General features: G+C 44.1%; 13 protein-coding genes. 12 read left to right on the top strand and 1 reads right to left on the bottom strand.

Features of this window, described 5'->3' with window-relative positions:
- The 12 genes from VEZ01S_RS08415 to VEZ01S_RS08360 all read left to right on the top strand — a co-directional run bounded on the left by VEZ01S_RS08415 (position 1) and on the right by VEZ01S_RS08360 (position 12638).
- Positions 1 to 951: a DUF58 domain-containing protein gene (locus VEZ01S_RS08415; protein WP_021713602.1), complete on the top strand. Its 951-nt coding sequence runs from the start codon at positions 1 to 3 to the stop codon at positions 949 to 951.
- Position 952: 1 nt separating this feature from the next.
- Positions 953 to 1450, top strand: coding sequence for a DUF4381 domain-containing protein (locus tag VEZ01S_RS08410; RefSeq protein WP_021713601.1), 498 nt, complete (start codon positions 953 to 955; stop codon positions 1448 to 1450).
- On the top strand, positions 1443 to 2468 hold the full coding sequence (locus VEZ01S_RS08405) for a vWA domain-containing protein (protein WP_021713600.1): 1026 nt from the start codon (positions 1443 to 1445) through the stop codon (positions 2466 to 2468). Before VEZ01S_RS08410 ends, VEZ01S_RS08405 begins: the two co-directional genes overlap by 8 nt.
- On the top strand, positions 2461 to 3444 hold the full coding sequence (locus tag VEZ01S_RS08400; protein ID WP_021713599.1) for a VWA domain-containing protein: 984 nt from the start codon (positions 2461 to 2463) through the stop codon (positions 3442 to 3444). Before VEZ01S_RS08405 ends, VEZ01S_RS08400 begins: the two co-directional genes overlap by 8 nt.
- A gap of 5 nt (positions 3445 to 3449) precedes the next feature.
- On the top strand, positions 3450 to 4094 hold the full coding sequence (locus tag VEZ01S_RS08395) for a hypothetical protein (RefSeq protein WP_235868464.1): 645 nt from the start codon (positions 3450 to 3452) through the stop codon (positions 4092 to 4094).
- A complete protein-coding gene (locus VEZ01S_RS08390; RefSeq protein WP_021713597.1) occupies positions 4081 to 5430 on the top strand; it encodes a BatD family protein in 1350 nt (449 codons plus the stop codon). The genes VEZ01S_RS08395 and VEZ01S_RS08390 overlap by 14 nt, the downstream gene beginning before the upstream one ends.
- 357 nt (positions 5431 to 5787) lie before the next feature.
- Positions 5788 to 6696, top strand: a complete 909-nt coding sequence (gene cysD, locus VEZ01S_RS08385) for a sulfate adenylyltransferase subunit CysD (protein ID WP_021713596.1) — start codon at positions 5788 to 5790, stop codon at positions 6694 to 6696.
- A 72-nt stretch (positions 6697 to 6768) separates the two neighbouring features.
- Positions 6769 to 8184 (top strand): sulfate adenylyltransferase subunit CysN, encoded by a 1416-nt coding sequence (gene cysN / locus VEZ01S_RS08380; RefSeq protein ID WP_021713595.1) that lies wholly within the window; start codon positions 6769 to 6771, stop codon positions 8182 to 8184.
- A 3-nt stretch (positions 8185 to 8187) separates the two neighbouring features.
- Entirely contained in the window at positions 8188 to 9921 is a 1734-nt protein-coding gene (locus tag VEZ01S_RS08375) for an SLC13 family permease (protein ID WP_021713594.1), read from the top strand.
- 49 nt (positions 9922 to 9970) lie between these two features.
- Positions 9971 to 10567, top strand: a complete 597-nt coding sequence (gene cysC / locus VEZ01S_RS08370) for an adenylyl-sulfate kinase (protein WP_021713593.1) — start codon at positions 9971 to 9973, stop codon at positions 10565 to 10567.
- Positions 10560 to 11540 carry a DHHA1 domain-containing protein gene (locus tag VEZ01S_RS08365; protein ID WP_021713592.1) on the top strand — a complete coding sequence of 327 codons (981 nt, stop codon included), beginning with the start codon at positions 10560 to 10562 and terminating at the stop codon, positions 11538 to 11540. Before cysC ends, VEZ01S_RS08365 begins: the two co-directional genes overlap by 8 nt.
- Positions 11541 to 11753: 213 nt before the next feature.
- Complete coding sequence (locus VEZ01S_RS08360; protein ID WP_021713591.1) at positions 11754 to 12638, top strand: VirK/YbjX family protein; 885 nt, start codon at positions 11754 to 11756, stop codon at positions 12636 to 12638.
- Positions 12639 to 12740: 102 nt separating this feature from the next.
- On the opposite strand, the gene VEZ01S_RS08355 is transcribed toward VEZ01S_RS08360, so the two are convergent.
- Positions 12741 to 13334, bottom strand: a complete 594-nt coding sequence (locus VEZ01S_RS08355) for a nucleoside triphosphate pyrophosphohydrolase family protein (protein WP_040890511.1) — start codon at positions 13332 to 13334, stop codon at positions 12741 to 12743.
- Positions 13335 to 13390 lie beyond the last annotated feature (56 nt).

The raw sequence follows: 13390 nt of genomic DNA, 5'->3' as shown, positions 1-13390 counted from the left end.
ATGGCGAACTCCAATCCTATCAAGCAGCAAACATCGCAACTCGACCCGCAAATCTACACCGATTTAAAGTCGTTGCGCCTCATGAAATACAAAGCCACAGGCTTTGATTTTTTACCACCGCAACCTGTCAACAGTCTATTAACTGGGCGTCATGTATCTAAGCTGCGTGGCCGAGGTTTAAACTTTGAAGAGATGCGTCATTACCAGATTGGGGATGATATCCGCACTATGGATTGGAAGGTCACCATGCGTACCGGCAAGCCGCATGTAAAGATTTTCTCAGAAGAACGTGAGCGTAATGTTTACCTACTTGTCGACCAAAGAACCAATATGTTTTTTGGAAGTACCGGAAAGATGAAATCGGTTATCGCCGCCGAAATTGCAGCGCTCATTGCATGGAAAGTGACGGACTCGACCGATCGCGTGGGTGCCATCATTTATAACGACACCACCGCAGTGCCAATAGCTCCGCAACGCAGTGCCAATCACGTATTAAAGATCTTAAATGAGATAGTGATTAAAAATCAGCAGCTCACCGTAGGTAAAGCAAAAGATTCTCAAGGCAATTCATTTGCTCAATTATTTCATCAAGCCAAACGCTTGGTTAAACACGATGCGTTAGTCATCTTAATTACCGATGGTTACGGCTATCGTGAGCAAAGTGAAGAGCAAATCAAAACGCTCTGTAAGCACAACGATGTAGTGCTGTGCCATGTCACCGACCCGTTAGAACATAACCTAGCAAAGCTGGACAAAATGGTGCTCAGTGACGGCAACCTGCAACTGGCCGTCACTCATAATCAAGCCCAGACAAAAGAGCGCTTTGCTGATGACGTCACTCAAGCGTTAGAAAATTTTGCGAATATGGCGAAGAAATACCGCGTTCCAGTGATTGAAATTAATACGCTTCAACCAGCGGATCAACAGCTGCGAAAAGCCCTTGGAGCCTAATATGAATGGCACAACCGAAACATTAAAACCCGCCAGCATGAATGCGATGCTATCAGGGCTTGGCGAGCCAAGCCTCCCTGCGCCTATTTCATGGATACCCAATGCGCCGGGTTGGTATCTTGTACTGCTCATCATTGCCATCTGGCTTATCTATCGTGGGTTTAAGGCATATCGTCAATACCAAGCTAATGCGTATCGTCGTATGGCATTGCTTGAGCTGCAATCTTTAGATAAAGACGGGCTGCGCCTGATTCCACAGCTGCTGCGCAGAACAGCGCTTAATGCATACCCACGCCATCAAGTCTCACCTTTGCTGGGCAGTGAATGGGAAAAATGGCTCGATGAGCAATGTAAAAATAGCCAGTTTTCGTCGCAATTAAGCGGCTTATTAGCCACGCTTTCGTATGCGCCTAACGCCTCTATCAATGAAAGCGCTGCGCACAATCTGATTGCCCAAACAGCGCATTGGATCAAACATCATGAGGTGAATCATGATTGAATTTGAATATCCATTGGCATTGCTACTTGTGGTATTACCGTTGCTGGTTTATCGCTTTTTGCCAGCGTACAAAGAATCTAAAAGTGCACTGCAAGTGCCTTTCTTTGAACGCTTGGTTTCAGTGTCTGACGACAAGCCTTCACACAGCGCCACCTTATTGCATCGTAACAAGGTGCAGTGGACGCTGGTTATTATCAGCTACCTCAGTTTGATTGTCGCAATAGCCAAACCTATGTGGGTGGGCGAACCGATAGAGCAAAAGAAATCCGCCCGAGAAATTATGGTCGCTTTAGATTTATCCGGTTCGATGTCAGAAAAAGACTTTACCGATGAACAGGGCACAACACACGACCGTTTATACGTTGCTAAACAAGTGCTTGCCGATTTTGCCAAGCGTCGTGAACACGACCGATTGGGCCTTATTTTATTTGCCGACGCCGCCTACATTCAAGCGCCGTTTACCGAAGATATCGATACTTGGTTGGCGCTATTAAAAAGTGTCGAGCTTGGCTACGCGGGATTTCAGACCGCCTTTGGTGATGCTATCGGACTCTCCATTGCGGTATTCGAACAAGAGAAAAGTCGCCAAAGAGTGATGATTCTATTAACCGACGGGGACGATACCAGTTCTCAAATGCCTCCCGTTAAAGCTGCAGAAATAGCAGCCAAATATGGCGTGAAGATTTACACCATCGCCATTGGCGACCCTAGCACTGAAGGGCGTTACAAAATGGATCTCCCTACCCTAGAAAAAGTCTCTGCGGTAACCGGTGGTCAAATGTTCCATGCCATGAATCGCGCCGAGCTTGATCAAGCATACCAAGCCATTGACGAGCTAGAACAACAAGAATTTGAGTTGTTAACACACCGACCTCGTCACAGCCTGCATCATTGGGCATTTGGCGTCAGTTTTTTATTTAATTTACTGGCCGCGCTATGGGTGTTTAGTAAAAAACTCCACACTAACCAGCGCCAAAAAGCGCTTCTTAGCCAAGTAAAAGAGGGGCCAAATGAATAGTTTATTTGACTGGGGACTTTTCGAGAGTCTCAGCAATTTTCATTTTATTCGACCATGGTGGTTACTAGCATTAATTCCCTTAGTGGCGATACAACGCTCAATGGCAAAACAAGACGATTTAGTAACTCAATGGCAGTCAGTGATGTCGAAAAATATCATTGAGCAGCTGACCTTAAATAAGCACAGCCACACTTGGTTAACGCCAATTAAGCTGTTCTTACTCTTTTCCATATTGTCGACATTGGTGATGGCGGGCCCGACATGGAAAACACAAGCGTCACCCTTTTTTGAAGACAACGCGGAATTGATTGTGGCCCTTGATGTGTCGGAGTCTATGTCTAACACCGACATTCAGCCCTCTCGATTGGAACGCGCCAAACAAAAAATCTCCCAGTTAGCGGATCTAAGAGGTGACGCTAAAACCGGCTTAGTGGTTTACGGCGGCAGTGCGCATATTGCTATGCCCGTTACCAAGGACAGAGAGCTCTTTCGTTATTTCTTAGATGCACTTGACCCTAGCTTATTGCCTGACAATCAAAGTAAGCCCGAATCGGTTATTAAGCCTATCGTGGCTTTGCTTAAAGAATCAAAAGTGCCGTCGACTGTGCTTATCGTCACCGATAAAACCGACTCACAAGCGATAGAAAAAATGCAGCAAGAATTTGCATCGCTATCGCATCAAGTCTTGATATGGGCGATGGGAGAAAATCCAGAAAGTGGACGAGAGGGTGCTCAAGGTTTATCGGACACTCAAATCCAAAACCTAGATGCGTTAGCTAAGTCGGGGCACGGTTCAATGACCCTATTTACCCACGATTCAACAGACGTTGAGCAAGTATATCAAGATATTCAAAGCAACCTATTTGCGGTGAATGACCAAGCGCAGCCTTGGGTAGATTCAGGTTATCCACTGTTATTTTTACTGTTACCTATCCAACTGATGTGGTTTAGAAAAGGGTGGACTTTGCAATGGTAAGTGTAGTGACAACTAAAACAACAAGCATGAGTCTAGGCTGGCTAAAAAGCAGAGCATACTGGCAATACTTACTGCTACTCGCCCTTTGTGTAACAGCGTGGGGAGTGCTATCGCCCAATCAATTTATGAACTTTTGGCTGACTAAAGATCAGCAAGGTTATGTGCATTTTAAACAAGGTGATTACGCGCAGGCTCAAGCCTCGTTTGAATCCCCAGCTTGGAAAGCTCATAGCGCTTATCTGGCGGGGGATTTTCAAAGTGTCCTGACCCTATTACAAGACGCTAACGATGATAAAGCTCGATACTTAACGGCCAACGCACTGGCCTATTCAAATCAGTTTGAGCAAGCAAAAGCGATCTACACTGCGCTATATATGGCGAAAAGTACCAAGCCTTCACTGCAAGCTGAAATGAAGCAGAATATCGAAATCATAAACGCCGCCATCGATAAGCAAAAAAACGCCCCTTTAGAAAAGCAAGAAGGGGACAAGAAAATTGATGACAGGAGCATAGCCACCAGCGATGAAGACGCCGCACTAGGCACGCCCACTGAGCTTTCCAATCAAGTTTGGTTAAAGCAGGTTCGTCAAGATCCATCAAAATTCTTACGCCAAAAGTTTCAACAGGAATTTGCCAATGAAAACGAATAATCATACTTTTCAAAGCTATAAGAGCAAATGGCGATTATGGGTATTGGCACTGACGCTGCTCATCGCAACTGGCTCGTCATACGCCAATGATATTCAAGCATTTATCGACGACAACACCTTGACCCTGTCGGTGGAAATCGCTCATGAAAATGACAATATTGCGCCTAAACAGCAAGTATTGGCAAACGTCATACTCAGCAGTCGTCAGCCGTTTGAAAATGAAATGGTGGTGCCCTATTTTGATATTGCGAACGCGGTTGTAAAAAAAGACGAACAGAAAATAGCGCGCTCAGTCAAAACCATAGCCGGTGAAAAATGGTACACACAAACGGCCAAGCTCTATATTTATCCTCTCACTAAGGGGCAATTCACCATACCGAGCTTCAAGGTCGATGTGTCACTTAAAAATGACGAGAATAGTGATGCTCAATTAACCGGTAGCATCACATCAAAAGAAGCCACATTTAACGTTGCAATGCCTGCTGCACTTAAAGGCGTCACGGACTTTATAACAGGCACAGACGCCACTTTTCGCTTATCCACCGATACGCCTAATAGTGACTCGGCCTCATACGCCGTAGGCGATGCGGTCGTGTTAACCTATCAATTAAAAGTAAAAAATTCACACATGATGCTGCTACCTGATTTGGTAATGCCCGATATTTCAAGCGTAGAGGCATATAGCAAGCCGCCCGCAAAAGAGAATGTGTTTGATCGTTTAAGCAAACGAAATACCGCCGTATTAACCCAAGATGTCACTTTGGTATTTCAACAAGCCGGTAAACTTGTCATACCGCCGCAAACAATAAAATGGTGGGATACCAAGTCCAATCAACTGCAAAGCCTGACTACAGAGCCTATGCAGCTACAAATTGGTGATAGCAGTGCCGTACTCATGCAAAATAACAGCAGTGAAGTGCTTGCTCAGTTTTTCTCTGAATACGGCAAACTTATTCTTGTGCTTGTCAGTATCACTATCATTAGCGCCGTGATAATCGCTCGATACACACGTCGCTCTACAGCAGAGCCTTCAGCAAAACCACCGATAAAAACTGACATTCAATCGGAGATTAAACACTATCACTGCGCCATTGAAAAACAGCACTTTACCGAGGCTGTAGACCATCTTTATAAAATCGCAGGTAACCGCACGTTTAATGAAAAATTGGATAAAGAAGCGACCAAACTCTGGCAACAATTGCTCAGTGATTCGTTTAGTGACACGATAAAAACGTCACCGTTAAGCGCCCAGCAAGCAAAAACGCTACTCAATGCTGTACTCAGTAACCAATCCAAACCTCATAGTGACGCTTTTAATTGGCAGCTCAATCCTTAAGCCAAACCTGACTCTTAAACAGGCAGATTAAACACAAAATAACCGAGCACCTGTGAGCTCGGTTATTTTTTACAACCAAGACTCTGCAGAGCGAATGTTATCAAAACTTCCATATATTCACTTTAGTTATAAGTATGTTCTTTTTATGCTTTAAGTAGGTGGGTATTTAATAGATTATTCCTACGACGATAAGTTAACGCTAAGGTATTGATAAATATAAACATTACCAACAAAATCACATCAGTGAATTTTCCCTTAGTCCTTCTCTGCCTATCTTAGATAGCTTAGTTATGAGCCAAAGCTATCGATTGTTGTTAGCTTGCTATCACATCTTAATAACAGGGATAGACATCTATTATGGATACCGCTCGACTTACCCACTTAAAAGCCCTTGAAGCTGAATCAATTCAGATCATCCGCGAGGTGACTGCTGAGTTTGAAAACCCAGTAATGCTTTACTCTATTGGTAAAGATTCTTCTGTATTACTTCATCTTGCACGAAAAGCCTTTTATCCAGCTCGAGTGCCATTCCCGCTTTTACATGTCGATACCAACTGGAAATTCAAGCAGATGATTGAATTTCGTGATGAGCTCGCTGAAAAGTACGAGCTTGATCTGATTGTGCATAAAAACCAACGTGGTTTAGATATGGACATTAGCCCTTTCACTCATGGCAGTGCTAAGCACACTGACATCATGAAAACAGAAGGACTAAAGCAAGCACTTAATGAACATGGCTTTGACGCCGCGTTTGGTGGTGCTCGTCGTGATGAAGAGAAATCTCGCGCGAAAGAGCGTGTCTATTCTTTCCGAGATCAAAATCATCGTTGGGACCCTAAAAACCAACGTCCTGAACTTTGGCAAATCTATAACGCTCGCGTAGATAAAGGCGAAAGCATCCGTGTATTCCCACTATCAAACTGGACTGAACTGGATATCTGGCAATACATCTACTTAGAAAACATCGACATGGTTCCGCTGTATTTTGCTAAAGAGCGTCCTGTTGTGGAACGTGACGGCACACTGATCATGGTGGATGACGAACGTATGCCGTTAGAACCAGGCGAAACTCCGCAAATGAAAAAAGTCCGTTTCCGTACCTTAGGCTGTTACCCGCTTACTGGTGCTATCGAATCAAAAGCTGAAACACTTCCTGAAATTATCCAAGAAATGTTGCTCACGGCGACTTCCGAACGACAAGGGCGTGTGATTGATAACGACTCCTCCGGTTCGATGGAGAAGAAGAAGATGGAAGGCTATTTCTAAGCCCCATTCGATAACACGTAAGCCAGCTACATAGCGTAAGCCAACAACGGAAATATTTGACAAGGATTACCGATGAACACAATTTCAAATCTACTTTCATACGATGTGGAAGAGTACCTAAAACAACACGAAAACAAAGATCTGTTGCGCTTTATCACCTGTGGCAGTGTCGATGATGGTAAATCAACCTTGATCGGTCGCTTGCTATACGACAATCAGCTGATTTTTGAAGACCAGTTATCTGCAATTCAAAAAGACTCCAAAAAATACAACACCACCGACCAAGAATTCGATTTAGCCTTACTGGTTGATGGTTTGCAGTCCGAGCGTGAACAAGGCATCACCATTGATGTCGCGTACCGTTACTTCACTACAGACCAGCGTAAATTCATCATTGCGGATACTCCCGGACACGAGCAGTACACGCGTAACATGGCCACCGGTGCTTCGACCTCTGATTTGGCAATTATCCTAATTGATGCACGTCACGGCGTACAAACTCAAACTCGCCGTCACTCCTTCATTTGTTCACTGCTGGGCATTAAACACGCCATTATTGCGGTAAACAAAATGGATACCGTTGAATACAGCCAGCAACGTTATCAAGAGATAAAAAAAGAATATCGCGAGTTTGCCAAGGCGCTGAATTTTGACAGCATCCAATTTGTGCCTGTCTCTGCACTGCATGGCGACAACGTGGTATTCCCAAGTAAAAATATGGGTTGGTACCCAGGTTCTACCTTGATGCGTCTACTCAACTCTGCGCAAACCAACAAAGGTAAAATAGAAGGCGAATTCCGCTTCCCTGTGCAATACGTTAACCGCCCTAACCTCGATTTCCGTGGTTTTTGTGGCACGATAGTGTCCGGTGAGATTCGTGTAGGCGATCGCATTCAAGTACTGCCATCGGGCAAAGAAAGCAAAGTGAAGTCGATTGTTACCTTTGATGGCGACCTCACTTCTTCATTTGCAGGACAAGCCATTACCCTAACCCTAGAAGATGAAGTGGATATCAGCCGCGGTGATGTATTAGTGCGCCCTGATCAACAGCCGCATCACAGTAATGCGCTAGATTGTAATATCGTTTGGATGAACGAAGATGCACTGCAGTTAAATCGCGAATATCTGATCAAGATCGGTACTAAAACCGTGACCGGGCAAGTATCAAAAATTGCTCACCGAGTTGACGTAAACAGTATGCAAAAACTGCCGGCGACTCAGCTAAATCTGAATGAGATTGGTCAGTGTCACTTAGACTTTAACGAAAAAGTGATTTTTGATTCTTATGATAACAACCGTATTACGGGCGCATTCATCATCATTGACCGCTTTACCAACGCAACGGTTGGTGCAGGTATGGTGCAAGGCGCACTAGAGAATCAACAAAAAGCCACTCATGCCTATTCTGAGTTTGAGCTTGAGCTAAACCAGTTAGTTCGTAAGCACTTCCCGCATTGGGATGCAAAAGACCTACTCGGTAAGGCGTAACCAATGAGCACGAGCCTTCAAAGCGGCGTTGTATTGCTGGTTTTTGTAACCACAATTGTTGCTTTAATTCGTTTTCAGAAACACCCTGCACGGGTGTTTGGTCTGGCATTATTGACCTTGTTTTCATTGAATCTTGTCACCAATGAACAAGTCATTAATGCTGGCTCCAATGAAGGGTTATTAACCCTGATTCTGCTAATGCTGTGCTCTATTGCTCTGGAAAAAACGCGCGTATTACGAATTATGGCACAGTTCGTAATACGCCCAAGCTATGGCGAGACATTCGCTCGCCTATTTGGCTTTACTGTTGTTTTCTCAGCGTTTCTCAATAACACAGCCGTAGTTTCAAGCCTATTATCGCCAATACGCAACAACCCTCATCACAGCGCAACTAAGCTGTTATTACCTCTTTCTTATGCCGCCATATTAGGCGGAACATTGACCTTAATTGGCACCTCCACCAATTTGATCGTCAATAGTTTATTACTCGATACCGATTTACCGCCGCTCTCCTTCTTTGACTTCACTGCGGTCGGGTTATGTGTGGTGGTCGCTTGTGGCTTAATGCTCACGCTACTTGTACGCTTTTTACCCAACAATGAAACCGATACCCCGGTCAGCGACAGCTATTTTATCGAAGCGAGCGTCTCTAACGGTTCAAGCTTAATTGGCAAAGACATCAATCAAAACGGTCTGCGTCATATGGAGTCTTTGTTTTTAATTGAGATGGAGCGGCAAGGCAGTATTATCAGCCCTGTCTCCCCTACCGAAGTGCTAGAAGCGAACGATCGTCTGTTTTTTAACGGCGATGTATCCAAAGTCTCGCAGTTGACCCATTACAATGGGCTAGAAATTTTTGCCGAAAAAGAAGGATTGGCTTCAAAAAGCTTTGTTGAAGCTATCTTATTACCACAAAGTAACTTGGTGAACCGCTCTCTAAAAGAGTGTAATTTCCGCCAACAATTTAACGCAGGCGTGGTCGCAATTAAGCGCAACGGCGTGCGATTATCCGGCAAGTTAGGTGAAGTGAAATTGAAAGCGGGAGACTATCTGGTGCTTACCGCCGGTGAGCCGCCTTCTCTTGCGCCCGCTTTTGAAAAACACTTTATTTTGCTTAGCGATATTGAAGTGGAAAATAAACTTAAAGGGCTGGGCGAAAAAGCCACCTTATGTAGCTTCGTAATTGCGTTAGTGTGCGCATCAGTAGGGATTGTCTCTTTATTCAAAGCCATGCTACTACTGTTTGGCGCTCTATTATGTTTTGGCGTGCTCACTTTAAATGATGTCACTCAGCGCTTTCCGTATCATATTTGGCTTATCATCACCTCAGCGATTGTGATGTCATTTGCGATACAAAACAGTGGCTTATTTCAGTATTTAGACACCATATTGGTCAGTAATAACCTGACATTAAGCCCGCATGTGGCGCTAATTATTGTGTTTATTTCAACGCTGCTACTGACTGAATTGGTGACGAATAATGCGGCAGCGGCGGTGACCTTCCCTATCGCTTATTCGCTGGCGCTGAGCTTAAATGCCAACCCGATTGCGTTTGTCATGGCGGTGGCCTTTGGCGCCAGTGCTAGCTTTATTAGCCCGTATGGATACCAAACCAACTTAATGGTGTTTAACGCAGGTCAATATAAGCTCTCAGATTTTGTAAAAATAGGCGCGCCAATCAGCATTATTTACAGCTTTACCGCTATTTTCGCTATCGAACATTTTTTTGGCTTGTAAGATGGTTCTTGTGAACCATCTGCACTACTACAAGGAGTAACGTTTTACTATGACAACGGAAAATATTGTGTGGCATCAAGCCTCAGTATCGGCAAGTCAGCGACAAGCGCTGAAAAAGCATAAGTCGGCAGTGCTTTGGTTCACCGGGTTAAGTGGCTCGGGTAAATCCACCATTGCCAATGCCGTAGAAGTGAAACTCAATCAACTGGCAATGCACAGCTATCTTCTTGATGGTGATAATGTTCGACACGGTTTAAACCGCGATCTGGGCTTTTCCGATCACGATAGAGTTGAAAATATCCGACGCATTGGTGAGGTGGCGAAGCTGTTTGTCGATTCAGGCACTCTGGTACTGACTGCATTTATTTCTCCGTTTATTCAAGATAGAGAACAGGTTCGTGCACTATTGCCAGAAGGTGATTTTATTGAGGTGTTCGTGGATACGCCCTTAGCTGTATGTGAAGCGCGCGATCCAAAAGGCTTGTACAAAAAAGCACGCAGTGGCGAAATAAAACACTTTACTGGGATCACATCAGATTACGAAGCGCCTATCGCGCCAGAAGTGCACCTTAAAACCGACCAATTTTCTATCGAGCAAACTGCCGAGCAAGTCGTTCAATATTTACGAGATCACGGGTATGTCTAGCTCATTAACGCATTTTGACGTTTTTAATGGCGATGCCGATGGTATTTGCGCCCTGCTACAATTGCGTAAAACAACGCCAATGGATGGACAACTGATCACTGGCGTAAAGCGCGATATTCAATTATTGCAAAGCATCATCCACTCGGAAAACATCGATTCTGTGTGTGTATTGGATATCTCGATGGAGAAAAACCAAGCCGCCCTACAAACGCTACTCGAGCGCGATATTGCAACCTTTTACTGCGATCACCATAGAACGGGCGCTATACCAGAGTCGGCATATTTGACTACGAAAATAGACACCTCTCCTGAGACTTGCACTAGCCTTCTGATCAATCAATACCTGAGCGGCGCTCAATATTTGTGGGCCTGTACCGGCGCGTTTGGTGACAATCTGATGACTCAAGCGACCGCACTAGGCCAGCAGCACGGACTGACCGGTGAAGAAATTGAGTTTTTAAAGCAGCTGGGCACTTTGATTAATTACAATGGTTACGGTCACAGCATCCAAGATTTGCACTTTCATCCGCAAACCTTGTATCAAAAGCTCTATTCGTATCCCTCTCCTTTAGCCCTGCAAAACGATAAAAGCAGCGTCTTTTATCAGCTAAAAGAAGGCTTTGATGCAGATTGGGCGCAAGTACAAAGCATCGAGCATTACCATAGCACTTCGCACATTGCGGTGTATCTATTGCCAAACCAAGCATGGGCAAGACGTATCAGCGGTACCTTTGGCAACTGGCTTGCCAATCAATACCCAGACCAAGCCATCGCGGTGATTACAGCAAACCCAGAGCAAGAAACTTATACCGTAAGCGTACGAAGCCCGTTGAATCGTCGTGAAGGGGCAGATGAGCTTTGCAGTCAATTTCCAAGCGGTGGTGGCAGAAAGGCTGCGGCGGGCATTAACGCACTACACGAAAGCCAACTCGCTGAATTCATTCAAAAAATGCAGCAGCAATTTGCTATCTAATCTATTGAAATAATTAAGATTCTTTCTTTTGACGGGGTCTTAATTAGTCCTTATCTATAATCCGCAGTTTCCGACGCCCCTCAAAAACGAACAATAACTTCTCAGCAACTTTTCTATAAATCGTCGCCATCGATTGATACATTCAATGCCACTAATTGCACCTATTGCGATATGACATATATCCGCATCATACTCAACATGGAGCTGGCATCATTGCATTCTACATCAGATAAAAAACTCAAACACATTTGGCTACAAGCTCGATTTTATGTACTCAGCAAGGTGTATCAGGCAACCTATACACGTATTGAGTCTCTGACCAACAACAATGATGTGTTCCGCAGCGCAATCGAACAAAAGCCAAGACTGATTGAAAAAGCGTTGAAGCCTTATCTATTCGTTGATTTGCCGGTTAATGAGCGCATGAAGCTCATTGAGCAACACTTTGACTTGCTCAACAGCACATTCAATTCTGAAATCACACGAGTATTTGGTAAAGGTTTACCTCTTCTTGATCTGTCTGATTCAAAAGGGAATCAATTCACACTGATTTTATTTGATGGTGAGATGCGTGAAGGCTCACTGGGTTTACGCTTAATCAATGATTTAAACCAAACCATCTATTCCATTACGTTTAACCTTTCTACCGAGCCTGAACCGACTTTACATGTTGGTGCACTAAAAGGGCCAAGCGAGAAAATTGAAGATAGAAACCAAGTCATTAAAACCTTAACTCGCTCTTTCCACGGTCTACGACCAAAAGCGTTAATGGTTGAAGTGGCGTTAATGTTTGGTAAGTCTTTGGGCATCAACAAATTTGTTGGCGTATCAAATCGCGGACACATTTACCAAGCCTTACGTTATAAAGGCTCTAAAAGTAAATCTGTGACGTTTGATTATGATGAATTATGGGCAGAATATGGCGCAGAAAAAGCCGATAAATATCGTTATTTAGTTCCAGCGAACCCTGAACGTAAAGATCCATCAGAGCTGAAAAAAACCAAACGCCGCTTATACACTAAGCGCTACGCTTGGTTAGATGAGCTAGAGTCTAACTTAAACGACAAAATTAAAAGCCTATCGAACTCAGTTGGCTAAACAAACACTCAATAAACAATACCGCCTCATTAGGTCTAAATGAGGCGGTAAACTGCCCTACAATACGCTATCGCAAGGCAATTCTACGACGCTACTCACAAACTATTCTACAAAGCTAAGATCGACCGCCTGGTAGTACTTGTTCTTCAATATCTTGCCTTCTTTGATATGGATTCCATCATTAGAAATAGAGTCTTTATCGCAAAAAACGATATATTTACCATTTTTTAATTGATAATCCGCACTGATCCCTTTCTCGGCATACACCAAGACCGTTTCTTGTGCTTGTTGTTCATTTAATGCCGCTTTACTCATATTACTGCTATGCACCGCGTCCCAACATTGCTTAAAAGGTATGTCTAACGTTTTAGCGACATTTAAAAGCACGTCGACTTGACGAGCAATAGTAGTGTCGCGTAACTCTTCATGACCAGCATGCACAGCGCGTCCTACAGCCACATACACAGTGTCAGTAATAGCATCGGCTTGATCTTCTTTGTTGGTTGCACGAGCCAATTCCGTTAACTCTTCTATCATTAAGTTTGAGTGCAAATGACACAGCTTGTCACTGCCTACTCCCGTGTTAATCGGCAAATTAAATAACTGACGAAACTCACTAATGTCAGCGTAGAGATGTTGCCAAAGTGTTGGGGTTAATAGAGTAAAGCTTGCATGAAATTCTTTAAACGCGGTCACAGACATATCCAATATAGTTAAAACAGTTACTTATGCATAAAAGCATACCACACGAG

Origin of the sequence: Vibrio ezurae NBRC 102218, from assembly GCF_000467185.1 — a bacterium.
Taxonomy (GTDB): domain Bacteria; phylum Pseudomonadota; class Gammaproteobacteria; order Enterobacterales; family Vibrionaceae; genus Vibrio; species Vibrio ezurae.
This window is presented reverse-complemented; position numbering and strand designations above follow the sequence as displayed.

Coding starts and splice junctions, on each gene's coding strand:
- cysN (WP_021713595.1), top strand. CDS start 6,769: ATGAACACAATTTCAAATCTACTTTCATACGATGTGGAAGAGTACCTA.
- VEZ01S_RS08410 (WP_021713601.1), top strand. CDS start 953: ATGAATGGCACAACCGAAACATTAAAACCCGCCAGCATGAATGCGATG.
- VEZ01S_RS08415 (WP_021713602.1), top strand. CDS start 1: ATGGCGAACTCCAATCCTATCAAGCAGCAAACATCGCAACTCGACCCG.
- VEZ01S_RS08400 (WP_021713599.1), top strand. CDS start 2,461: ATGAATAGTTTATTTGACTGGGGACTTTTCGAGAGTCTCAGCAATTTT.
- VEZ01S_RS08390 (WP_021713597.1), top strand. CDS start 4,081: ATGAAAACGAATAATCATACTTTTCAAAGCTATAAGAGCAAATGGCGA.
- VEZ01S_RS08405 (WP_021713600.1), top strand. CDS start 1,443: ATGATTGAATTTGAATATCCATTGGCATTGCTACTTGTGGTATTACCG.
- VEZ01S_RS08375 (WP_021713594.1), top strand. CDS start 8,188: ATGAGCACGAGCCTTCAAAGCGGCGTTGTATTGCTGGTTTTTGTAACC.
- cysD (WP_021713596.1), top strand. CDS start 5,788: ATGGATACCGCTCGACTTACCCACTTAAAAGCCCTTGAAGCTGAATCA.
- VEZ01S_RS08365 (WP_021713592.1), top strand. CDS start 10,560: ATGTCTAGCTCATTAACGCATTTTGACGTTTTTAATGGCGATGCCGAT.
- cysC (WP_021713593.1), top strand. CDS start 9,971: ATGACAACGGAAAATATTGTGTGGCATCAAGCCTCAGTATCGGCAAGT.